The 24236-nt window shown below is 58.9% G+C and carries 20 protein-coding genes; 10 read left to right on the plus strand and 10 right to left on the minus strand.

The window, feature by feature from the left end:
* Positions 1-84: 84 nt before the first annotated feature.
* The 5 genes from DHN60_RS10010 to DHN60_RS10035 all read right to left on the minus strand — a co-directional run bounded on the left by DHN60_RS10010 (position 85) and on the right by DHN60_RS10035 (position 8160).
* Positions 85-1266: an HlyD family type I secretion periplasmic adaptor subunit gene (locus DHN60_RS10010; protein WP_234423600.1), complete on the minus strand. Its 1182-nt coding sequence runs from the start codon at positions 1264-1266 to the stop codon at positions 85-87.
* Entirely contained in the window at positions 1263-3503 is a 2241-nt protein-coding gene (locus tag DHN60_RS10015; RefSeq protein WP_108837145.1) for an ATP-binding cassette domain-containing protein, read from the minus strand. Before DHN60_RS10015 ends, DHN60_RS10010 begins: the two co-directional genes overlap by 4 nt.
* The gene (locus DHN60_RS10020) at positions 3500-4354 is read right to left on the minus strand and encodes a TolC family protein (protein WP_108837146.1); all 855 of its coding nucleotides are present in this window, start codon (positions 4352-4354) and stop codon (positions 3500-3502) included. The genes DHN60_RS10015 and DHN60_RS10020 overlap by 4 nt, the downstream gene beginning before the upstream one ends.
* Before the next feature lie 42 nt (positions 4355-4396).
* A complete protein-coding gene (locus DHN60_RS10025; protein WP_159089167.1) occupies positions 4397-4834 on the minus strand; it encodes a hypothetical protein in 438 nt (145 codons plus the stop codon).
* A 140-nt stretch (positions 4835-4974) separates the two neighbouring features.
* Positions 4975-8160 (minus strand): Ig-like domain-containing protein, encoded by a 3186-nt coding sequence (locus DHN60_RS10035; RefSeq protein ID WP_108837149.1) that lies wholly within the window; start codon positions 8158-8160, stop codon positions 4975-4977.
* A gap of 221 nt (positions 8161-8381) precedes the next feature.
* Between DHN60_RS10035 and DHN60_RS10040 the strand changes: the two genes are divergently transcribed.
* From DHN60_RS10040 to DHN60_RS10090, 10 genes are all read left to right on the plus strand, one after another.
* Positions 8382-9482 (plus strand): glycerate kinase, encoded by a 1101-nt coding sequence (locus DHN60_RS10040; protein ID WP_108837150.1) that lies wholly within the window; start codon positions 8382-8384, stop codon positions 9480-9482.
* Between the two features lie 43 nt (positions 9483-9525).
* On the plus strand, positions 9526-11478 hold the full coding sequence (locus DHN60_RS10045) for a CocE/NonD family hydrolase (RefSeq protein ID WP_108837151.1): 1953 nt from the start codon (positions 9526-9528) through the stop codon (positions 11476-11478).
* Between the two features lie 141 nt (positions 11479-11619).
* A complete protein-coding gene (locus DHN60_RS10050) occupies positions 11620-13215 on the plus strand; it encodes an ABC transporter substrate-binding protein (protein ID WP_108837152.1) in 1596 nt (531 codons plus the stop codon).
* Positions 13216-13459: 244 nt separating this feature from the next.
* Positions 13460-14416 carry an ABC transporter permease gene (locus tag DHN60_RS10060; RefSeq protein WP_108837154.1) on the plus strand — a complete coding sequence of 319 codons (957 nt, stop codon included), beginning with the start codon at positions 13460-13462 and terminating at the stop codon, positions 14414-14416.
* A gap of 13 nt (positions 14417-14429) precedes the next feature.
* The gene (locus tag DHN60_RS10065) at positions 14430-15248 is read left to right on the plus strand and encodes an ABC transporter permease (RefSeq protein WP_108837155.1); all 819 of its coding nucleotides are present in this window, start codon (positions 14430-14432) and stop codon (positions 15246-15248) included.
* Positions 15249-15320: 72 nt separating this feature from the next.
* Positions 15321-16955, plus strand: a complete 1635-nt coding sequence (locus DHN60_RS10070) for an ABC transporter ATP-binding protein (RefSeq protein WP_108837156.1) — start codon at positions 15321-15323, stop codon at positions 16953-16955.
* A 363-nt stretch (positions 16956-17318) separates the two neighbouring features.
* A complete protein-coding gene (locus tag DHN60_RS10075; protein ID WP_159089168.1) occupies positions 17319-17519 on the plus strand; it encodes a hypothetical protein in 201 nt (66 codons plus the stop codon).
* 187 nt (positions 17520-17706) lie between these two features.
* Complete coding sequence (locus tag DHN60_RS10080) at positions 17707-18012, plus strand: DUF4389 domain-containing protein (protein WP_108837158.1); 306 nt, start codon at positions 17707-17709, stop codon at positions 18010-18012.
* Between the two features lie 116 nt (positions 18013-18128).
* A complete protein-coding gene (locus DHN60_RS10085; protein WP_108837159.1) occupies positions 18129-18986 on the plus strand; it encodes an NHL repeat-containing protein in 858 nt (285 codons plus the stop codon).
* Positions 18987-19088: 102 nt separating this feature from the next.
* Complete coding sequence (locus DHN60_RS10090; RefSeq protein ID WP_108837160.1) at positions 19089-20078, plus strand: 4Fe-4S dicluster domain-containing protein; 990 nt, start codon at positions 19089-19091, stop codon at positions 20076-20078.
* Between the two features lie 361 nt (positions 20079-20439).
* On the opposite strand, the gene DHN60_RS10095 is transcribed toward DHN60_RS10090, so the two are convergent.
* From DHN60_RS10095 to hydA, 5 genes are read right to left on the minus strand one after another with little or no spacing between them, the layout of a single operon-like run.
* Positions 20440-20766: a hypothetical protein gene (locus DHN60_RS10095; protein WP_108837161.1), complete on the minus strand. Its 327-nt coding sequence runs from the start codon at positions 20764-20766 to the stop codon at positions 20440-20442.
* Positions 20756-21673, minus strand: coding sequence for a dihydrodipicolinate synthase family protein (locus DHN60_RS10100; RefSeq protein ID WP_108837162.1), 918 nt, complete (start codon positions 21671-21673; stop codon positions 20756-20758). The genes DHN60_RS10095 and DHN60_RS10100 overlap by 11 nt, the downstream gene beginning before the upstream one ends.
* Positions 21666-22346 (minus strand): aspartate/glutamate racemase family protein, encoded by a 681-nt coding sequence (locus DHN60_RS10105; RefSeq protein ID WP_108837163.1) that lies wholly within the window; start codon positions 22344-22346, stop codon positions 21666-21668. The genes DHN60_RS10100 and DHN60_RS10105 overlap by 8 nt, the downstream gene beginning before the upstream one ends.
* Entirely contained in the window at positions 22343-22732 is a 390-nt protein-coding gene (locus DHN60_RS10110; RefSeq protein ID WP_108837164.1) for a VOC family protein, read from the minus strand. Before DHN60_RS10110 ends, DHN60_RS10105 begins: the two co-directional genes overlap by 4 nt.
* Positions 22729-24159: a dihydropyrimidinase gene (hydA, locus tag DHN60_RS10115; protein WP_108837165.1), complete on the minus strand. Its 1431-nt coding sequence runs from the start codon at positions 24157-24159 to the stop codon at positions 22729-22731. Before hydA ends, DHN60_RS10110 begins: the two co-directional genes overlap by 4 nt.
* Positions 24160-24236: the final 77 nt, after the last annotated feature.

Below are 24236 nucleotides of genomic sequence, written 5' to 3' on the forward strand. Positions count from 1 at the left end.
CGTAAATTCGCCAAAGCAACTCATGGAAACTCGTCGATCAGGTCTGCGCCCTGGCGCAAGGCGCGCCTCAAACCACCCTAAACCCTAGGGTTCTCGAAACGCTTCACGCGACTTGTAAAGTGGCTTCAAAAGATACTGAAGCACTGTCTTCGAACCGGTGTGCAGCTCGACTTCGGCCTGCATCCCCGGTCGGATCGCGATGCTTCTTTGTCGGACGCTCAGATCAGACGTATCCACCCCAAGAGTTACCTTATAATGCGGGTCTCCGTCGGCCTTGCGCTCGTCCTTGAACGTGTCCGCCGAGATAAGACGCACCTGCCCTTTGAGCGAACCATAGATCGTATAATCATAAGCGCTCAGCTTGATCGTCGCCTCCTGACCGGGGCGTACACCCGCGATATCCTTGGGCGAGACGCGGGCCTCGACAAATAGCTCTTCATCCAGCGGGATGATCTGCAGGATCTCTTCGCCCGGGCGCACCACTCCGCCGATGGTCGTGACGGACAGATTGTTTACAACGCCACGCATTGGGCTCACCAACACTGTGCGGCTCAACTGATCCTGAGCCGCGCGAAAGTTCTGGCGCAGCGTGCCCAATTCTTTGAGCGTTTCTGAATAGGTCTGCGCGCGCTCAAGCTCGGTCTGGGTGATGATCTCATCAAGCTTGATCCGCGCATCTGCATGCGTTTTGCGCACCCGCGTCACCTCAATCAGAGCAACTATCTTGCGCTCCAAAAGGTCTTCGAGCAGGACACGTTCCTTGGTAGCCTGATCCAGTACACGTTGGGCCCCTTCCCTACGGCTCAGGAAATCCGTCTGGCGTGCGTTCAACAAGGCACGTTCGCTGGCCACTAAGCCTTGCATATCTGCCTCGACGCCTTCTGGCAGTTCAAAATCGAACTGCCCGGCCAATTCAGCTTCCAGACGAGCCTTGCGGACCGTCAGTGCCGTGATTTGATTTTTTAGATCATCTGCCTGACTTTGAAACTGCGTGCCTTCAAGCCGCGCCAGCACTTCGCCCCGATTGACGATGTCGCCTTCACCGACCAGCAGTTCGGCAAGAATGCCGCCTTCGAGGTTCTGGATGATCTGGGGGCGCGAGGATGAAATCATCTCGCCCTGCCCGCGCACGATCTCGTCGACCCATGCAAAGGCGGCCCACAAAACAAAGACCAAAACCACGGCCCCACACAGATAGATGATGCGCGCAGGTCCGCGCATATCTGCTTCAAGCTGCGCGTCCAGACTGGCAGGGGCCATCGTCATGCGATTTTACCTCGGAGCGGCCCGGGTTTGCCCAGATGAGCCAGCACCTGATCCTGTGGCCCATCGATGGTCATCCGCCCGTTTTGAAGGATCAGAGTGCGATGTGTAAGGGAAAGGATCGGGACCCGGTGCGTGGCAATGATTGCTGTGCGGCCCGTCATCCATTTTTCGAGACGGCCAACCAACGCCGCCTCCAGCGTCTGATCCAGCGCGGCAGTGGGTTCGTCCAGCAGGCATACCTTCGGATCCTGCAACCACAGACGCGCCCAGCCGATAGACTGACGTTGCCCGATGCTGAGGCCCTGCCCTCCATCCAGTATCTCCAGATCGAGGCCCTTGTGATGCTCTTTCACAAACTGACCCAGTCCCGCAAAGTTCAGCGCCTGCATCAGCCGCGCATCGTCGCGTTCCAGCATCGTCAGGTTCAGGTTGTCGCGCAGCGTGCCGGTAAACAGGCGCACGTCCTGACCCAGATATCCGATCAGACGGCGCAGGTCGTGTGGTTCTATCTGGGCCATATCGGTGCCATCGATCAGAACCCGGCCCTGTGTTGGCGCGTAAACCCCCGACAGCAGTTTCAAAAGCGAAGACTTGCCCGCTCCGTTCGATCCCATGACGGCGATTTTCTGACGCGGCTTGATCTGCACTGCCCCGATATCAAGTGTCGGCGCACCGTCGTCCTCGTATTGGAACTGAACATCGCGCAACTCAAAATGCCCCTGTAGCGCATCACGGCGCAGATAGGTCCGTTCGGGCAGCGCGTCTTGCGGCGCATCGGCAATCGCCTCAAGCCCATCCAGTGCGGCCTTGACGTTGCCCCAGCGCGCCATGGTGCCCGCCAATTGTGTGAGGGGCGCAAGTGTCCGTGAGGTGAGGATGCCGACGGCGATGATCGAACCCACCGTGAACTGCCCTGCAAAGACAAGATAAGTGCCCGCAATGACAGCGGCTACATACGTCATCTGCTGGATGCCCTGAGACCAGAATGTCAGCACAGAGGCGAGGCGCCGCTGCTCGGACGATTTCATCGCGCTCAGCGTGTTCAACTCCTGCCACAACCGCATCACGCGGTCCTCGGCGCGTTGGGTTTTGACCGTGTCGCGCTCGAATATAGCTTCATGCAGCAGACGAGAGGATTTGGCGGATGCCCCTTGGGTTTCCTGCGTCAGACGGAGCATCCGTTTCTGCAAGAAGAAGCCGGGAATGACCATCAGCGCCCCGCCAAGGATCAGCACCCAGACGACCGGCCCGGCGATAGAAGCGACAAGCAGCAGGAAAACGAAGATAAACGGGATGTCGGCAATGGTGCCTATGGTCGAGGCAGTAAAGAATTCGCGCACTGACCCGAATTCGCGCATCGCCGAAAAAGTCATCGAGGGCGAGTGCCCACGCAAGTCCGAGCGCATCCCCATCACCCGTGCCATCAACAGGCTGAGTACACTAAGCTCGATCTGACGCCCAGCGCCGTCCATCAACCGGGCGCGCGCAATTTTCAGGAACGCTTCCAGAAGCAGGGCAAGGCAGGCCCCGATGGCCAGCACCCAAAGCGTCGCCTCGGATTGGTGCGGGATCACGCGGTCATAGACCTGCAAGGAAAACAACGCCACCGAAACGGCCAGAAGGTTGGCAACGAATGAACCCAGGGCAATCTCGCCCAGTGCCTTGCGAAAGCGGTGGAACTCACCCCAGAACCAATGTGGTTTGGCGCTGGCAGCCTGATGGGTTTGCGCCACGCGTTCCAGCGGAGCCTCGGCCCGCACCAGCAACCCGGCGAAGAAGGGAAGAAATTTGGTGACGTTCACCGTGGCGCGATTGTCCGTGCCGGTTTTGTCATAAAGCGTCAGTTCACCCTTGGACATGCCCAGAACCAACACAACCTGCCCGCTGGTCATATAGGCCAGCGCCGGCCACTGATCGCTGCGCAAATGACTGACAGTCTGGACTTGTGCGACAAGCCCCGCCGCTTGCAAGCCAGTGACAAGTGCGTCGGCTTCGTCCCGATTGCTGGCACCTTTGGCGGTCTGGGCACGCAACGTATCAAAAACGTCCCCAAACGCTGTGTTGACGCCCAGCAAGCCGGCATATGCCACAGACACATCCGCCCGCGCGCGCAACCGATCTTCGTACCGATTGGCATTGTCCGCGTTCTTGATCGTTGCGGTCAAGCCAGTGCCCGCGCTGATGACGGCGTGATCGCCGTTTTTGATGGTCAGAGTGAAGGGGCGCTTGGCGGTCAAATCTGCTCTCCATGCACAAGCACGCCCTGCACGCGGGCGAGTTCGATCTGAAGGCGCAGCGCCTCAAACTTGAGGGCGATTTCGGTAGATTGGCGCGCATCAAACGTTTCGTAGACGCTCACGATGTCCATAACAGGCCGTTGACCGGCCTCGTATTGTGCGCGGAAGAGATCAAGGTTGGCTTTAGCTTGCGCGGTTAGTCCTCGCGCCTCGTCGGCCTGACGGGCTTTGGCGGCCACTTGCCCTTCCAGCTTGCGCAATGTGCGATTTGCGTCCTCATTGGCTTGGGCGACACGGCGGTCTGCCGCCTCTCCCGCCGCTTCAATAGATTTGAGGCGCGCGTTGGTGCCAAGACCAATGTTTGCACCCCCGTAAGTGATCCCACCGCCGCTGTTCTCGCCCACCGCCGCTTCGGCGTTGATCCCAGGCAACTGGTTCGCACGTTCAATCCGGGCCTGCGCGATATCGCGTTCTTTTTGTGCTCCGGCGCGGGTGACGGCCAGCGGTTCGGCGGCAGAGGCGCTGATGTTTAGTGTCTTGAGGCCTCGCACGTCGTTTTGTGGCGCAATGGACATCGCATTCAGTTCGGCCAGCGCAGTCGCTGTGGCTTCTTCACTTGCAGAAATGGAAGCTCGGATTTCCGACAGCTTCTGGCGGATCACGTTAAGATCAGACATGTCCGACACGCCGCCCCGAACCCGTTCGGACATGATGTATTCGAAATGCTCCATCTCGCGCAGTGTGGCGCGATGTACATGCGACGACCCGCGACCCTCAGCCGCGCTTAGGTAAAGATCAAGGCCGGTCGCGACCCGATCGTTGGTGTCTTCTGCCAGAGCTACAGCAGCCACTTCGACGTCAGCTTTGGCAAAGGCGCGCTCGCCCTTTTTGCGTCAGTTGTCAAAGATGACCTGTTCCACGACGATTTGACTGACGATGTCTCCAAGCGAGTTGAGACTGATATTGGGGCCAATGGTAGGCAGCCAGTTCTTTGAGGCCGCCTCGGCTCGCAACCTTGCCGCTCGCAGTTCAGTTTCTGCCGCGCGCGCGTTGGCGGCCAGAACGTCAGTGGCCACCCGGTCGTAGGCGCTGCCCGTCGGCAGCACGGATGTACGGGACAAGAGCCCCTGAATGACGACGCTTTCGCTGTTTAGGGTTTGATCGTTCTTGGTCGGGGTCTGGCGCAAGGCAGCTTGTTCGTCGGTGACAGTGGCATCCGCAGCCGTATTGGCGCGCGACACAAAGGCTTCGTCGCCTGCGTTGCCCATGCTCCCTGCCTGCAGGGATGCCGCGACGCAAACCGCCGCCACCTTGATACCACCTTGCCTCATCGTTCTGTCCCGTTTCGGGTTTATTGTTGTTGAGGTGGGCGCGGTTGCGGTTGATCCGGTCCGCGCCTCATGTCTTTCTGGAATGCTCGATATTGTTTTTGTTGTCTTGCCCAGTGATAATTTCGTTTTTGTTCTGATTGTTAGCCAACGGCAGTGTTGACCGTGATGTCCTCGTCCATAATCAGGGTGCCTTCGGTGCCAAGGGAATAAACGTCGTATGTCTGGCTATCGATACTGGTCGATCCGGTGCGCGTGGCGCCTGCGATGGTCACGGTATCATCCGCGCCTCCGTGGACTGTCAGCGTGTTCGTGGCATCCGACAGACCCAGCAACTGCGCCTCTGTTATGGTCAGGTTCGCCTCTTCAGCGAATTGTAACTCCACCGCCTCGATCTGGTAACCGCCCAAGGACGGGTTCGAAAGATCCACGGCTGTGTTCGCGCTTTCGTCGTCCAGCACCACATAGGTGCCGCTGGTGTTTCCAGCGGCGTCGGTCGAATTGACGATCAGGTGCGAGCCATCAGGTACGTTGGAAGCGAACTGGAAGTTCGTCTCGCCCAGCACGTCGATATCAACCTGGGTGGCCGTCACGTCGTCGACTATGCCGTTTGCGTTGACTTGAGCGACGCTCAGATCGCCATCACTTTGCTCGGTTGAAATGCCGCGAATGCCGTCGCCATCCCGTGTATAGCTTGCGATGACCGGGCCATCGGGCGCTTCGGTGTCGATGGCCAACGTGTCGCTGATCGCATCGGTATTGCCCACTGAATCAGTGGCCATAACCGTGATGTCCGCATCATACGTGCCGCTGGGAATGGCCGATGGTGGTATTGTCAGGGACCATGTCCCGTCTGCCTCCACGACTGCGGCCAGTACACTGCCGTTGAAATCCACCATCACGGTTGATCCCGCTTCGACCTGCCCGCCGAGGTCAATACCACTGCGCGCCTCTGCCCCATTAATCACGTCGTCAGATGTCACCGTGTCTTGAATGTCCAACTGGTTCACCAATGTATCGACCCGCACCGTGTCACTGACCGAGGCGACGTTGCCTGCCAGATCGGTGGCGGTCACGCTCACATCGGTGACGTATTCGCCCAAGGGGATTTGCGCGGGCGTGAACGGTGCCTGCCAGTTGCCTTGCGTGTCCACGGAGGCCTGCACCGTGTGTGCGCCCATTGTCACGAATACGGTTGATCCGGGTTCTGTTGTGCCCGTCAAAACGACACCGTCGGCGCGCTCGGCCTCGGAGATGACATTGTCACCCTCAATCAAATCTGCGGCGAGAGACAGGTTATCCACCTGAGTGTCTACCTGCACCGTGTCGCTGACCGTAGCAGTGTTGCCTGCGGCATCCGTGGTGGTCGCAGTGATTTGCGCTTCGTAGGTGCCTTGTGGAATCTCAGCCGCTGAATAGTCCGCCTGCCAAACCCCGGCTGCGTTTGCCACAGCCTGATGGGTGACACCGTTCATGGTCACGCTGACGACTGCGCCGGGATCGGTGTTGCCCGACAGGATGACGCCGTCGCTGGCCTCGACGCCATTGATGATATCGTCGCCTTCAACTGAACCTTGGATAGTCAACGCGCTGGCCTCGGTGTCGACACCAACCGCCTGATTGATACTGCGCGTATTGCCAGCCTCGTCTGTCGCCGTTGCGGTCACTTGTGTCGAATAGGTGCCCAGAGGGATGGCGTCGCTGGCAAAGTTTGCCGCCCATGTGCCATCGGGCTCCACCACAGCTGTGGTGGAGCTGGCGCCCATAGCAACAACGACGGTCGATCCCGGCTCTGTGATCCCTGTGACGACCAGACCCGAGGCAGCTTCGGCGGAATTGATCACGCCGTCTGCCCCGCCAGACGTCGAGGTGAATTCAAGTGTGTTGACCAGCGTGTCCACATTGACTGTGCCGCTCGCGGTCGAGGTGTTGCCTGCCGCATCCGTGGCCGTCGCGGACACGACCACCTGTGTTTCGCCGGAGGGGATGTTGGATGCGTCATATGTCGTGGTCCAACTGCCCGAACCGTCCACAGTCGCCTCTTGGGTGACACCACCAAAGGTGACTTCAACTGTTGAACCAGGCTGCGCCGTACCAGTCAGAGTAACCCCATCCGCCGCCTCGGCCGCGTTGATCGTGCCATCACCTTCGACTGTCGTTGTGGTCATGCTCAACTCGGCGACAGTATCGACGACAAGCATGTCGGAGACCGTGGTTGTGTTACCAATGGCGTCCGCGGCGACAATCGTCACGTCCGACGTGTATTCGCCTTCGGCCAGCGTTCCGGCCTGCCATGTGGCTGTCCATGTTCCTGCGTCCGAAACCGTGGCTGTCCGTGTCACACCGGCAATCGTGATCTCAAGTGCGGCACCCGCCTCGCCGGTGCCGGTCAACGTAACGCCGCCCGCCAACTCAGTGGCGTTTACGATGTGACCTGTGCTTTCCACGCCCGTTCCAAAGGCAACATCCGGTCCGGTTGTGTCGATGACAAAAACCGGGCCCTCGATAGTCGTTTCGCCGCCGCCTGCGTGTGTGAAAACTACTGTGGTTTGCGCTGTTCCATCAGCAGGGAATGTGCTCCCTTCGTAAGTTACGGACCACGTGCCATCATCTGCGATCGTTGTCGTCTGAATTGACCCGCCAGCATCCACTTCGACGGTGTCACCGGGCTCGCCCGTGCCAGAAACAACAAAAATATGCGTCGATGTATCGTCGCCACCAAGTTCGGTGGATGTGCCCGCCTCATCAACTGTTGGAGTGGCAGGTAGGCTGGCTGCACCGCCACTGCCACCGCCTCCGCCACTGCCACTGCCACCACCGGAAAGCAGCGCCGCTCCGCCGACTGCAGCCGCAGCCGCTGCGGCGCCGCCAAGACCACCAATCCCACCCAACAGGGCGGCACCCAACATCGAAACCCCTTCTTCATCCGCCGCGGCAGCGCCTGCCACTTCGGTCCGGCCAAGGTAGATCAAGTCGTCGGACGGGCTCCATTTGCCCCACTGTTCTGTCGGTCCGTATTGCGCATAAAGCGCGCCATCGGCGGCTTCGACAAACACCACTTCGTTCAGATAGCCATCCGCCGAGATGAACAGCCTGTTGGCCGGACCGGCATCATCAAAATAATTCTCAAGCGTGATCGTACGCCCGTCGACAAAGGTTACGATCAGATCAGCGCCACTGCGCTGCTGACTGGCGAAGTCAATTTGCCTTAGGTTTAGGGAAACTTCCTGCCCGCTGGACAGGGCAACGCTCGCGTCCTGACCGACGGGGACAGTGCCACGTTGCAAAGAGCCCGCGCCATCACGGACGACAAAATCAATCGCTTTCATACCAATACTGCTCTCGCCGCCGGCCGCTTTTTGCGGTCCATTGTTTTACACCGCCGCCCGCATTATTTGCGGTGCTGACAACCTGTTGTGGGCCGAACCACAACGGAATCCCGAATCAAGGGATAGAGTCTTTTTGACGTCCAAACACAATTTGGGGCGTGCAAGAGTAAATATTGTAGGGCGCCGGACTCGTCTCCGCCGCGCAGCACAAGGAAAAGCGCATGGAACTGACCAATAACATCCTGTCCTTGTGGCAAGCTGGCGTTCAGGCCGTGCGCGGCGACGTGGCAGTCGCACGCGCGATTGAAGACGGGCTTGTCCCAAAACCGGAACGTATTATTGCTGTCGGCAAGGCGGCTGTCGCGATGGCAATACCGGCGTGCGAAAAATGGCCGGATGCCCCCTGTCTTGTTGTGACCAAATACGACCATGCCGCAGATGCCCCGACCAGAGCAACCGTGTTGGAGGCAGCGCACCCGGTCCCGGATGCCGCTTCGATCATAGCCGGTCGTGCCTTACAGGAAGCCGTTGCCGATTGTGGCCCCGGCACGCATTTGTTGATGCTAGTATCAGGCGGGGCTTCTGCGTTGGCCGAAGTGCCCAGCGAAGGGCTGAGCCTGACCGACCTTATGGACAGCACCAACGCCTTGCTTGCATCGGGCGCGGCCATCGCAGAGATGAACGCCCACCGCACCGCGCGCTCACAAATCAAGGGCGGCAAACTGTTGGCAGGATTTGGCGGCGCGCGCGTGACCACACTGGCCCTGTCGGATGTTGAGGGTGACGCGCTGGCCACGATCGGGTCTGGCATCGCAGACGCCCCGTCCGACCCTCCCTTTGCCTTTCACCCCCACATTGTCGCCAGCAACACCATCGCCCGCGATGCCGTCGCCGCATCCAGCGCCTTGCCCGTGACCGCAAACGCCGAAACGCTTTATGGCGACATCTCAGACTTGGTTCCAAGGCTAAGCGCCCAAGTCCATTCGGCGCCGTCTGGGGTGATGATCCTTGGCGGCGAGCCGGTCGTGGTCTTGCCACCCACCCCTGGCAAGGGTGGACGCAACATGGCGCTGGCTTTGCATCTGGCGCGCGAGATTGCCGGAACAAAAGGACTGCGTGTTCTGGTAGCTGGTACTGATGGAACGGACGGGCCAACGGATGCCGCAGGCGCTCTGGTCGACGGGCAGACCTGGGACGCAAGCGGTGCGGACGCTTTGGCCCGCGCTGACGCCTACCCTTGGCTTGAGGCACAAGGTGCTTTGATCAAAAGTGGCCCCACAGGCACCAACGTCGCCGACTTGCTGGTTGCAGTCAAAGACTGAACAACCGCTTGACAGCGCACCGTTGCGACGAAACCGTGCGCGCATGAAAAATACTCTGCGCGATATTGAAGAGCACCCCGACCTTGCCATTGCGATGCCCGACGGCATCCGACTGTCGGTGCGCATGTGGCGACCTGTTAATGCGATGGACGATCCGGTGCCGGTGATCCTTGAACACCTGCCCTACCGCAAACGTGACGGCACCTGCGCACGTGATGCGTTGACCCATCCTTATTTCGCGGCCCGCGGTTATGCTTGTCTGCGGGTGGACATGCGCGGCAATGGCGACAGCCACGGGCTGATGGAAGATGAATATACCCAACGGGAATTGGATGATGCTGTCGCGGTGATCGAATGGGTTGCCGCGCAACCTTGGTGCAATGGCCGGGTTGGAATGATGGGCATCAGTTGGGGTGGGTTCAATTCCCTCCAAGTGGCAGGGATGGCCCCCGAGGCGCTGAAAGCTGTCATCACGCTTTGTTCGACCGTGGATCGTTTCAACGATGACATTCACTATAAGGGCGGCTGCCTGCTGAACGAAAATCTTGGCTGGGGCGCGACGATGTGGAGCTATTCCTCCCGCGCGCCAGACCCTGCCTTGCGCCCGGATTGGCGCGAGATGTGGATGGAGCGGTTGGAGAACGAGCCCTTTTTGCCATCCGTCTGGTTGCGCCATCAAGCCCGCGATGACTATTGGAAACACGGGTCAGTCATTGAATCCTACGACACAATGAAAGCCAAAGTTCTGGCCATCGGCGGTTGGGGCGATGCCTATAAAAACGCGGTGCCACAACTGGTGGCCGCCCTGCCCGGAGCCAAGGGGATCATCGGGCCTTGGGTGCACAAGTACCCACATTTTGCTGTACCTGAACCGCGCATCGGCTTTCTGCAAGAGGCACTTAGATGGTGGGACAAGTGGCTCAAAGACATCGACACCGGCGTCGAAAATGACCCCGACCTACGCACCTATTTGATGGATGGCGTGCGCCCGGCCACATGGTACACCGAGCGTTCAGGCCGATGGCTGGCGGATGCGCAAAGTGAAGTGCGAAAATGGCACCTGACCGACGGCGGGCTTAGCGACGCGCCCGGATCACTCGACCAGACCGTCGCCTCGCCACAGGACACCGGGAGCGATGCTGGCGAATATTGCGCGATCTGGCTGGGTCCCGAACTGCCGGGCGATCAGAGGCGCGACGATGCACGTGGTCTTTGTTTTGACTCGAGGCCATTGGAAACTGACCTTTCTGTTACGGATGCCCCGCGGGTGTGCCTTACGCTGTCTTCCGACCAACCCGTGGCACAGTTGGCCGTTCGATTGGTCCATGTGCACCCAGATGGTGCTGCAACGCGGATCACCTACGGCGTGCTAAACCTCGCACGTTACCTTGGACGTCCTTTGGTGCCGGGACAGAGCGAAGAGATTGAAATCGCTCTAGACCACATTGCGTACACAGTGCCCGCAGGCCACTGCCTGCGCGTTGCAATATCGACAGCCTATTGGCCCCTGATCTGGCCAAGCCCAACACGCGCAACTTTGACGGTGCTCGGCGGGACGTTGGAGATTCAAGAACTGCGCGACGCAGGCGACTGGACCTTTCCGCCCCCGGATGCGGCACCCCCCTGGCAAACCGATGAGCTGCGCCCCGAAACCCACATCCGCAGACAGGAAACCGACATGGTCACCGGGATCACCAGCCTCGTGATCGAGGACGATTTTGGCAAGGTACGCGACTCTGACCACGGTCTGATCGCAGGATCCATCGCCCGCGAGCGTTGGGACATCCACCCAGACGATCCACTGTCGGCCCACGGTATATGCCACTGGACGGACGAGCTGGAGCGTGACGGAATTGCCCTGCGCACTGAAACCCGCTGCGAGATGTGGAGTGATGCGACCCATTTCCACCTCAATGCGACGCTAGACGCCTTTGAAAATGACAAAACAGTGTATCACCGCACAATAAGTGACAAAGTCGAGCGGGACTTGTTGTAATCGCGCGCAACTCCCGCCTAGGTTGTGGTGCGTCAGAAAATGGCATTAACCCTTGCGAGGCGGCGGCAAATGCTTACCCTTCGCAACACAAAGCCAACTACCGCGCAACAGACGCGGAGATCATCCAAACGGGAGACATAAATGTCAAAAGAACTAGAGAAGCTGTCCGCACGCGTGACAGCAGGCGCAATGACGCGCCGTGAATTCATGAGCCGCGCAGCGGCTCTGGGTGTGAGTGCCGCCGTGGCCTCGACCTTGCTTGCGGATGCAGCGCATGCCGAAACGCCCGTCGCGGGCGGGACGTTCAAAATGGGCGTTCAGGGTGGCGAATCCACCAACAGCCAAGACCCGGCAAGCTGGGCTTCTGACGTGCCAATCGCGGGCGGTCAGCTGTGGGGCGAAGGTCTGGTCGAAGTCGAAGCCGACGGATCGCTCAGCGGTCTGGTTGCAGAAAGCTGGGAAGGCTCTGCTGACGCCAAAACCTGGCGCTTCAAAGTCCGTCAGGGCATCACATTCTCCAACGGTCAGGCCGTGACATCCGAAGACGTCATGCAGACCATGGCACGCCACTCGAACGAAGATTCCAAGTCTGGTGCCTTGGGTATCGTGCAAGGCATCGAAAGCATGCGCACAGACGGTGACGTGTTCGAAGTGACACTTGGCGTCGGCAACGCTGACTTGCCGTACCTGATGGCCGACTACCACCTGATGATCCAGCCAAATGGCGGGTTCGATGATCCAACAGCGGCCATCGGCACAGGGGCATACATCCTGCAAAGCGATGAGCCCGGCGTACGCATGGTTGCGACACGCAACCCCAACTACTGGGGTGGTGATCAAAGCGTGACGGCCCACTACGATGAAGTTGAAGTCATCGTTCTGAACGATGCGACAGCGCGTACAGCCGCCCTGCAATCCGGTCAGGTCGACTCGATCAACCGCGTTGAACCCAAAATCGCCAAACTGCTCGACCGCGCGCCCACCATCGACGTTTTGTCGACACCGGGACGTGGCCACTACGTCTTTATCGCGCATATCGACACGGCACCGTTCGACAACAACGAACTGCGTCTGGCGCTGAAGCACGCGTTGAACCGTCAGGAAATGGTGGAAAAAATCCTCCAAGGCTACGGCGCGATCGGGAACGACATTCCAATCAACGCAGCCTACCCGCTGTTTGATGAGACGATCCCACAGCGTGAATTTGATCTGGAAAAAGCAGCCGAGCATTACAAAAAGTCCGGCCATGATGGCTCGCCCATCATCCTGCGTACAGCAGATGGCGCGTTCCCTGGTGCGGTCGATGCCGCCGCCCTGTTCCAGCAATCTGCGCAAGCCGCAGGTATCCCGCTGGAAATCAAGCGCGAGCCAAACGATGGCTACTGGTCTGAAGTCTGGAACGTGCAACCCTTCTGCTGTTCCTATTGGGGCGGTCGCCCGGTGCAGGACCAGATGTACACGACTGCATATCTGTCCAGCGCAGACTGGAACGACACCCGTTGGAAGCGCCCAGAATTCGACGAGATGCTGCTTGCAGCACGCGCCGAACTCGACGAAGCCAAGCGCAAGGAAATCTACTCCAAGATGGGCCGTATGCTCAACGAAGAGGGTGGCTTGATGGTGCCAATGTTCAACGACTTTGTGGACGCGGTATCGACAAGCGTCAAAGGTTGGGAGAGCGATCCCAACGGGCCACAGATGAACTGGTATGCTTTCAAAAAGACCTGGAAGGCATAAAAGCACTTTTGTCGGGCGGCTCCACACGGAGCCGCCCGATTGCTTTTCAAATACACCATGATTTCCAGCACTGACCCGACAGACCAACCCACGCTGCGCTCCGCAGAAAACACACGTGGTTGCTCCTTGATTGGGGCAGAAACAGTCGGCGCCTTCCAAAACGCGCATGACCATCTGGATCATCCCCCCGTGGAACCGACCCTCCGGGTCCACCTCGCATTCAAAGCAGCACAGGTTTGAGCATATGCACCCCATTCTGAAACTTGTCGCGGAACGGCTTGGCATAGGGCTTTTGCTCTTGCTGGCAGCCTCCGCCCTGATCTTCGGGTTGACCGAAGTCCTTCCCGGTGACGCCGCTCAGGCCATTCTGGGTCAGGCCGCAACCCCCGAAAGCCTCGCCAACCTACGCACCGAGATGGGACTGGATCGCCCTGCCTTCACCCGCTATTTCGAATGGCTCGGCGGGATCATGACCGGTGACATGGGCGTCGCCCTTACGAACAAACTGCCGATCGGCGACCAAGTCGCCTCGCGCATGTCCAACACGCTGTTTCTGGCCTTCTGGGCTGCAATCATCTCAGTGCCGCTGGCATTGGTCTTGGGCCTGATCGCCGTGCGCTATCAAAACCGCTGGCCGGACAAGATCATCTCGGGGATTACCCTCGCCTCGATCTCCCTGCCCGAGTTCATGATCGCCTACCTGCTGATCTTCTTTTTTGCGGTCCAGCTGTTCTGGGCCCCCTCTTTTGCGTCTATCAACGACAGCATGACACTGCTCGAACAACTGCACGCGATCTCGCTGCCGGTGGCAGTGCTAACGCTCGTGGTCCTGGCACACATGATGCGGATGACACGGGCCGCGATCCTCAACGTGATGCAATCGGCCTATATTGAAACGGCTGAACTCAAAGGGCTCAACACCTTTGCGGTCATCCGGAAACACGCCTTCCCCAACGCCATCGCGCCCATCGTGAACGTGGTAATGATCAACCTCGCTTACCTTGTTGTGGGTGTCGTCGTGGTCGAAGTGGTGTTCGCCTATCCCGGCATGGGCCAATACCTCGTGGACGCCGTGGTGAAGCGAGACGTTCCCGTTGTGCTGGCCTGCGGCGTGATCTTTGCCGCTGTCTACATAATCCTCAATATCGTCGCTGACGTGGTGTCCATTCTGGCCAACCCACGCCTGCGCCACCCGAAGTGAACGGAGAGCAACGATGTTCAAAAACATACCCCTCTCCGCCGCCATCGGGCTCATCATCACCGGGACCTACTTCCTTGCGGCCATCTTTGCCGGGGTGATCGCCCCTTACGGTATGGCCGAAGCTGTGGGCGATGTGTGGGAACCGTCCTCTGCCGAACACTGGCTAGGCACCGACCAGATCGGGCGCGACTTGCTCACCCGGATGATCTATGGCGGACAGACCACCATCCTGATCGCAACCCTCGCCACAATCCTCAGCTTCGTCACCGGCTCGGTTCTCGGGTTCATCGCGGCCGTGTCAGGGGGATGGATCGACCAGATCATGAGCCGCCTCGTCGACCTTTTCATGTCGATCCCCTCGCTCATCCTCGCGCTTGTGATCCTCAGCTCGATTGAAGCCACAGTGGTCACGCTCGTGGTGATCATGGGTCTCTTGGACAGCACGCGGGTCTACCGTTTGTCCCGCGCAGTAGCTGTGGACATCTCGGTTATGGACTATGTGGAGGCGGCGCGCCTGCGTGGCGAAAAACTCTCGTGGATCATTTTCCGCGAGATCCTGCCCAACGCGCTCTCGCCCCTCGTCGCGGAGATGGGCCTGCGGTTCATTTTCATGGTGCTCTTCATCTCAACGCTTTCGTTCCTCGGGATCGGCGTCCAACCGCCGCTGGCTGACTGGGGCGGCATCGTGAAAGAGAACAAGGAAGGGATCAACTTCGGCATCGGTGCCGCACTCTACCCAGCTGTGGCCATTGCCACCCTGGCCATCAGTGTGAACCTGATCGCCGATTGGATCCTGAACCGCACAACATCATTGAAGGGGGGCCGCGGCTGATGCGCGCCCTTCGTTTCTTCTGACCAAAATACCACGGGGGTCCGGGGGCAGAGCCACCGGAAGTAACCAGATATGACAACATCTCTCTTAGAAGTCCGCGGTCTCAAAATCGGGGCGACTGTCTATCCACCGGGTGAAAAACCCCACGACATCGAAATCGTCCACGGCGTCGATTTTGATGTCGAGCCGGGAAAGGTGCTTGGGTTGATCGGCGAGTCTGGGGCCGGGAAATCTACCATTGGGCTTGCTGCCATGGCTTATGGGCGCGGCGGTGTGGAATTGACCGGTGGTTCGGTCATGGTCAACGGGCGCGATGTGCTGCAATCTTCGACGCGTGACGTACGTCGTCTAAGAGGCGCAGAAGTGACTTATGTCAGCCAATCGGCTGCTGCGTCTTTCAATCCAGCCAAACAGATCATGGAGCAGGTGATCGAAGCGGCCGTACTTCATGGCAAATTCAACAAATCGGACGCCGAACAACGGGCCTGTGACCTCTTTGCCAAGCTTGGCCTGCCCGACCCCGACAATATCGGGAACCGCTATCCCCACCAGGTCTCGGGCGGCCAATTGCAACGCTGCATGACGGCGCTGGCGCTGTGCCCTGAACCCGACCTTGTGGTGTTCGATGAACCCACAACCGCGCTTGACGTGACCACCCAGATTGACGTTCTGAAGGCGATCAAAGATGCGATCCGCGACACGGGCGTTGCCGCACTCTACATCACTCACGACCTCGCTGTCGTGGCACAGGTTAGTGACCACATCATGGTTCTGCGCATGGGCGAAATGGTCGAATACGGCACCACGGACGAGATCATCAACCACCCCAAAGAGGATTACACCAAGGCGCTTGTTTCCGTCCGATCGATTGAACACGAGGAAAAGCAGCCGACCGAGCCTGTCCTGCGTGTCGAGAACATCACAGCCCGCTATAAGGGCACGAAGTTCGATGTGCTTCACAATGTGAGCGTTGATCTCAGCCCGGGACAGACCCTCGCCGTGGTCGGAGAGTCCGGGTCTGGCAAGTCGACGCTTGCGCGGGTGATCACCGGGTTGTTGCCCCCACGCGATGGGACCATCACCTTTGCGGGCCGCACGCTTACCCCGGATCAACCCAGTCGCTCTATCGAAGATCTGCGTGAACTTCAGATGATCTATCAGATGGCGGACACGGCAATGAACCCGCGCCAGACGGTGGGTACCATCATCGGGCGTCCACTGGAGTTCTACTTTGGCCTCAAGGGCGCAGAGAAACAAAAGCGGATCCAGGAATTGCTGGACGAGATCGAGCTTGGAAAGGGTTTTCAGGATCGATATCCGGCCGAACTGTCGGGGGGGCAAAAACAGCGTGTCTGTATTGCTCGGGCCTTGGCGGCCAAGCCCAAGCTGATCATCTGTGATGAGGTCACCTCGGCCCTTGATCCTTTGGTTGCGGACGGCATCCTGAAACTACTGCTTGAGCTTCAGAAGATTGAGGATGTGGCCTACCTCTTTATCACGCACGATCTGGCCACGGTGCGGGCCATCGCGGACAGTATTGCGGTGATGTATCAGGGTCGGGTTCAGCGATATGGGACCAAGTCCGAGGTGCTCACCCCGCCCTTTGATGACTACACTGATCTGCTGCTCAGTTCGGTGCCGGAAATGAAGCTGGGCTGGCTCGAAGATGTCATCGCGAACCGGAAAATGGAGAGCGCGGGCAATTGAGTGTCCCACGCTGGGACACGTTGGCACCGACATAAAATCAATAGGTTACAGAGACGGTTTAACCTTTTGGTAATTTCCAGACCGACGATGCGTCGGAAATACAGAGCAACAGGGGGCGGATGTCGCCCCCTTTTTCATTTGAGGAAGTTGAGTGCCACGACAGCTATTCGCCATGGGCTTAATAACGCCTGTGAAACCGGCACTGGCTGGGACATCTGCGGCGCTTGCTGTATCCACAGCCGCCACCTTTTCCGCGCGCTCCAAAGCCATCGTCGGCATCGAAATGCTTGCAGGATGTAACGTGTGTACGAAGGGTTTTTTACCCCGGTGCCGGGCGCGCAGTGCGCGCTTGAATCCATTGCCATGACAAGAAAGGTACGACACCGCGACGGGTATGCCGTTTTTCACGGCACGCACATAGGTTGCTCCGGGCCGATTGACCCGACAGGCACGACCGGCGCCGCGGATGGCGTCTGTGCGATGACGTTCGAGGGCCAAACATTCCGCCACATGACCACGATCCGGCATGATGGAAGAACGCTGCGCAAACGTAGCCAGACGTGAGGCACCAAGACCTTGGTGGTATGGCAAAGGGAGCGGCGTGCGCGCCCGCGCGTGTTTGGCCCTACTGTCCGCGCAGTGGCGCGTCGCCTTCAGGGTTCACACCTGTCCGTAAGATCACCATATTGCTCATGGCATCCCTTGGTGATTTTCTTGGGTCACGCTGGGTCATTGGAAAGGGAACATCGCTGTGGGGAATGACGAGACAAATATTGAGGGCCGCTTGCATGGGGAACAGTTCGAACCTGAGCAGCCTGACACGATGCTGTTGAGACTTGTTTACATGTTGCTTATCGCGGTGATGATTTCAGTTGCGCAGACAGTGCTGGGCATCGCGACGGTCGTTCAGTTTGTCATCATGCTTGTGAACAACAAACAGCCCAATGAGCGGTTGGCAGAGTTTGGAACAGACCTTGGGATATGGGTTGCCAAGGCGGCGCGCTATCAAACCGCTGCGAGCAATGTCAAACCTTGGCCGTGGACTGAACTGGATTGAATCGTTTGGCAGGTCGGTGCGGGCATAAGACGCCGACCTTTTATGCACCCTGCCGATCAAACCTTCCGAGAATCCCGGAAGCTGCGCTAAGGTCCAAAGACACGGATTGGAGACCTATGTTGCTGCGCATCGTTTTTGCATTCCTGCTCTTGTCTACGTCGCTGCATGCGCAGCAGGCCGGACCTTTCGCCAGCTTTGTCGGAGCCAGCGCACCGGTGCTCAACGACCCGCACGACCTTGCCTTTGGGCCTGACGGGCACCTTTACATCGCAGACAAGTTTGCCAATCGCGTGGCCATCATGGACCCCGATACCCTTGAGATCATCGGGAGCATTGGCGATGGCGCGTTGTTCGGCGCACATGACGTTTCATTTGGTCCGGACGGCAAGATGTATGTCGCCGCGACCGGATTGAGTGCGGTGGCCGTGTTTGATCTGAGCGGCGAAGAGCCAACCAGCGAAGGCATGCTTGGCCCGTTTCCCAGAACCGAAGGTGTGCTCGCCCATTCCAATGGCCGGTTGTATGTCATGGCCTCGGGCAGTGGAGAATTGGTGTCGGTTCAGGACGAACAAATTCTTGGGGTCGTTGGCGGAATGCCGGGCGCGCATGACGTAACCGAAGCGCCGGACGGAACGATCTGGGTCGCTGACAACTTTCAACAGCAACTGATCCAATTCACGCCGGAGCTGGTGGAAATTCGCACCCTGCGCGGCCCTCAATATGGTTTTGTCGGACCGCGCTATCTGGATGTGGACCAAGACGGTCAACTTTTCGTTGCGGATCAGGATGCGCATCGCGTTTTGAAAATTGACCCGCTCAGTGGCGAGGTATTGGGCGTTATCGGAACTGGCCTGCCCGGTCAGGGGCCGAACCTGTTGGATGATCCTGAAGGTGTCGTGATCCGCGGGTCGGAATACTTCTTTGCCGACAGCGACAACAACCGCATCGTCAAATATGTCGTGGCCCTCAACTAGGTTGGTCCGCCTTGATCCCGGTCAAGGTCGCGCAGGGGACAGGCCGAATTCCGGTTTGCAGACAACGTCCAAGATGCAAAGCTGTGGAAACGGGAGACACCCATGACCACAGATCGCCGAAAAACCGACTTTCGCCCAAAGCCTGCCTTGCTGGCTCGCATGCCCGAAATCAGTGGAAACGCGATCAACGGACTGGGTGAGGCAGAGTTCAGGCGCCCCGACGTCGTGTATTGGGCCCCAAACATGGACGACATCGCGCACGGCGATGTTCAACGATACTTTTACGAACAATCCGCAAAGGAACCCGCATTTTCCAACGCCCGCGAGGCCCGTGTCGCAGCGACCGCCTTTGAGCTGCCGCCCGTGGCACAAAACCCAGAGCAGCATGACCCGGCGGATTGGACTGCGATGCTGGATCACTTTGTCGATGCTGGCCAGTGCGAGATGATCGGTGTGGCGGACATGAATGTCGACTGGGCCTTTGAGGGCCAAGAGGTGTCGCAGTCAAAGATCATTATGGTTGGCGTTCAGCACGACTATGACGAGATCAAGAAGGCCCCCGAAATGGCGGCGGGCCTTGAGGTCATGGAACAGTATAAGCGCGCGGCTGTCGTTTCCAGGACGATTGCCGCATGGTTGCGCGGTAAGGGATGGGAGGCTGAGGCGTTGACGGGCCCCCTTACCAGCGCCGTCACGATGATCCCTCCTGCTTTGGCATGTGGGTTTGGGGAGTTGGGCAAGCACGGGTCGATCATCAACAAGGAGTTTGGCGCGTCCTTCCGCCTGTCGGCTGTTTTGACTGATGCGCCTTTTGCGGTGACCCCGCCTCGCACCTTTGGCGTCGATGAATTCTGTGCCAGCTGTCGCATTTGCGAAGATGCCTGCCCGCCGATCGCCATATCCCCCGACAAGCAAACCGTGCGGGGCGCGCAGAAGTGGTACGTCGATTTTGACAAGTGCATCACCTATTTCAACGAAACCCATGGCTGCGCGATCTGCATTGCGGAATGCCCATGGTCGCGCCCCGGTGTTGGCATCAATCTTGCCCGCAAACTGGAACGAAGGTCCGCGCGGCTGGGGACAGGCGCATAAGCCCTGTCACCTACGGCGGCAGGTGCAGGTTTGCGCCGAAATTGGCGCCGGCCCGCCCTAGCTGCAGATGCACGGGGTTCCGACGTGGTCTTATCTGTATCATCGGGTGATTGATTGCCTCGCAGAAACACACCGTGTGATTGCCCCAGAACATTCAGGCGCGCCAGCCCAACAGGTATCCGTTGGCGGTGGTCACGTGCGCGAAGGCGGTTAGGGGATATCTTGCGGGCTTTGTGCCCAGGTCACTTTGTTTGCATTGGCGTGTCGTAAACGCATGGGCGCACATCCAAACCCAGAGTGTCGATGCGCCATGCACCGCAAAACCGCGCATTCGACAGCAGGCACACGCCCGCACTTTAGATCAATCCAGCTTGTCGATTTCAGCAAGGAGTGTCTGGCGCAGATCCTTGGCCATCTGAAAATCGACGGGGGTGTGCGTTTCATCAAACACTGTCAGCGCCTTTTCAATTTCGACCAGCGCTTGCTTGAAATAGCTCTGTCGGTCTTTGCGAAAGTCCGGAAAGGCGAAAAAGCGCAAGGCCATGGCTTTGTTGATTTGCGTCGTGCCCCATTGGTACGGCGCGGTGTCGCGAGAGAAAAAGCCGAGCGCGTTGTCAAAATGTGTCATCGACCACTCGATCAGACGATACCCATCTGCGCTATAGGTGTAGGCCGCCCTATAGCCCAAGGTCGCTGAGCCGTTTGGATTGGCGCGCAGCCAAGGCGTCAACTTCGCCCATCGCTTTTTTGCTCAGTTCAGCCCCCGGCTTGCGCAGTGTCGGATGCGCGATGATCCCCTGTTTGGCGAGCGAGTATTTTCTGGTGGCCAGCCCCATACCCGGCTGCGCCTCGTAACGGACCATGGGCATGTAGGCGTCAAAGATATCTCTGGCCCGTTCGATATCGCCGGACCGAAACGCGTCCACAACCAGCCACATCATTTCGGGATACCCAAACCCAGTCATCGCGCCATCCGCGCCCCGCAGCATCTCTTCGAGCAGATACATCCCGCCATTGCCACACAGAATGGAAATGCGACGCGCACCGTCATCGGACGCCGCGCGCAGTGCGGTGATTTTTTCCAAACCGGGCCAGTCTTCGTGCTTGAGCATGACGCAGGTCGGGCAGGCATCGACGATTTTGAGGATGACCGAGGTCGAAATCTGAACACCCGTCGCCAGTGGAAAATCCTGTAGCACAAAGGGGATATCGCCCAAGACATCTGCAGTATTCTGAAAATACCCGATGATCTGCGCATCTGTCCTGAGCCCCATTGGCGGGGCAACCATGACGCCGGATGCGCCTGCATCCATTGCCACGCGGCTTAGTTCGGACATGGCCGCAAAGCCCGGGGCGGAGACACCAACCACAATCGGAACTGTGCTGCGCGTCATAACACGTTGAATGACGGCGACGGATTCGTCTGCCGAGAGCTTGCCCGCCTCACCCATCATGCCCAGTATGGTCAGCCCGGTGGCGCCCTTTTCAATGTAGGCGTCGATCATGCGGTCGAGGCTGTCGAAATCAAGAGCGCCATCGGGCAGGAATGGCGTGGCGGCGATGGTGAACACGCCTTTGGTGGTTTCATCAAGCATGATCGGCCCTTTGTATTTTATGTGACAGGGACAGGCAGATTTGACCAAGGGCGGCGCTGACAGCCGCTTGTGTCGGCTCAACAACCGGGAGGCCTGTCGCCTCTTGGAGTGGGGCGCGGTAGCGCGCCATACCTGCGCATCCCATGATCAGGACATTCGCCCCGTCTTCATCGCGCAGCCGTTTGCCGGTCGCAATCATGGCCGCGAGGCTTTTGGATTCATCCGCCAGATCGGCCACCCCCAGCCCGAGGGCGCGGTCGCCGGCGAGCCGGTCCAAGACCCCCATGGCCCCAAACGCGCGCAGGTGGCGCGGAATGGACGTGGGCAGGATCGCAATCACACCGAAACGCTGCCCGAGGGTCAGCGCCGTCATCACCGACACCTCTTGAATACCAACGACAGGCAGCGCGGTTTGATCCCGCAGCGCATGCAGCCCCGGATCACCAAAGCACGCGATGACGTATCCGGCCGCATCCTGCTGGTCTGCGGCCAGTGCAAGCATCGGCGCGATGGTCAGGTCCGCCTGCCGCTGGCTTTCGATGCCGGGGGGGCCTTGGGCCAAGGTAAGGCAACGGATCGGAATGCCAAAGCGGCGCAAGGGATCAACAGCGGCGTCGATGCCGTCGGTCACCGCTTGAGAAGAGTTCGGGTTGATGACAATGAGCGTTTTCATGCGCCGGGCCGCGTCGCCGTTTGAATTTCGATCTGATATCCCTCCGGATCGTTGAAAACAAAGGCCCGAATGCCGAGTGCATCATTGGCAAACAGGTCTGACAGGGTGTCGAGCGCCTTTGCCTGCGCGTAGGCGTACCAGTCATCGACATCAGGCACGCGGATACAAAGTTGAACCGGTTTGACGGGCGCCCATTTGTTCATGCCCTTGGCTTCGTCTACCAGCCCCACATGCGCACCGGGGCAGATTTGGTAAATCTTGCACCAGCCCTGATCAATCGCCAGTGGGAGGCCCAAGACGTCTTCGTAGAACTGCATCGCGGCAGGTAGATCACGATAGTAAAAGAACGTAATCGCCAGTTCATTTGGCGCATCTGGTCTGTTCATTTTGCCCTCGTTCTTGGGCGTGACCCGGTTGGTTTCGTCGCAAGCTCAGGTCGGTCGATCCATTGGCCGCTTCCGGCGTTGCCAAAGAACGTGCCCTCTTTCACGAGGGTTTTGCCGCGCAGGATGACATGTTCTGGCCAGCCTTGGATGCGGCGCCCTTCCCACGGATTGTAGCCGACGTTGTCGTGCAAGTCGTTGGCGGTGTAGGTCACCTGTTTGTCTGCGTCCCAGATGGCGATATCTGCGTCCATTCCTGTGGCAATTGCCCCTTTGCGCTGCAGCCCATAGAGCTGAGCGGGTGCGAATGAGGTCAGTCTGGCGAACGCCTCGGGCCCACCGCGCCCGTTCGACACTATCGCATCGAACAACAGCGGTAACCGCGTTTCGATCCCCGGCAATCCGTTGGCAATCTGGTGAAACCCAGCATCCGGACCCGCCGACAGTTTGCCCGTTTCGTCAAAGCGATACGGCGCATGATCTGAAGATACGAGGCTGAGCGTTTCGTCATGCAGCGCGCTCCATAGCGCCTCTTGATCGGCTGGGGTGCGTTGTGGCGGCGAACACATCCATTTCGCGCCCTCAAGCCCGGGTTTGTCGAGCACTTCGGCTGTCATAAACAGATAGTGCGGACAGGTTTCAGCCCAGACAGGCGCCCCCCGCGCCTGCGCCGCTTTGAGCGCCGCGGCCCCCTCGCCAGTTGATATGTGGAACAACATCACAGGCTGGTCGAGGTATTCCGCAAAGCGGCAAATACGCTCCACCGCTTCGATTTCTGCCATTCTGGGTCGAGATTTGGCATGATCGCTTGGGCTGACGTGACCTGCCGCGATCAGGCTTTCTTTGGCTTGCGTGATGATCGCGTCGTTTTCTGCGTGTACGCAGACCAAAGCGCCGTTTTGGCGAGCAAGCGCGAAGATCCCAAGAAGTTCGGCGTCGTTCAGTTGGATGTTGTATGTTGTGAAAACCTTGAGCGACCGGTGGCCCGCATGGATCAGTGTGGCCAGATCGTCTTTGAACCCCGCGACATGCGTGTCGGTCAGCGTGATGTGAAAGGCATAATCGATCATCGCCCCCCGCGTGGCGCGCGCAGCGTAGTCTGCGACGGTATCGGCAAGAGACTGTTTGGGGGCTTGGGCGGCAAAAGAGATCACACTGGTCGTCCCGCCCATTGCCGCTGATTTGGTTGCAGTTTCAAACGTGTCGGCGTTCCATTGGCCCATGCCGGACATCTGTTCGATATGCGCATGTGGATCGACGCCGCCCGGCATGACCCACCTGCCCTTCGCCGATATCGAGGATTTCGTGTCCGAAACCGGTGTGCCGACCGACACAATTGTTCCGTTTGCGATTGCTACATCACCCTCGACGATGCCCTCAGGTGTGACAACCCGGCCCTCGCGGATAACAAGGTCTACGTCTGCACCCATCAAAATCCGCCTTTCCTGAACGACCTGCCCCGTTGCACAGCATGCAGCCAATTGTCTGATCTGCAAAGCGCAACACT

The organism is Tateyamaria sp. Alg231-49, assembly GCF_900143535.1.
Taxonomy (GTDB): domain Bacteria; phylum Pseudomonadota; class Alphaproteobacteria; order Rhodobacterales; family Rhodobacteraceae; genus Tateyamaria.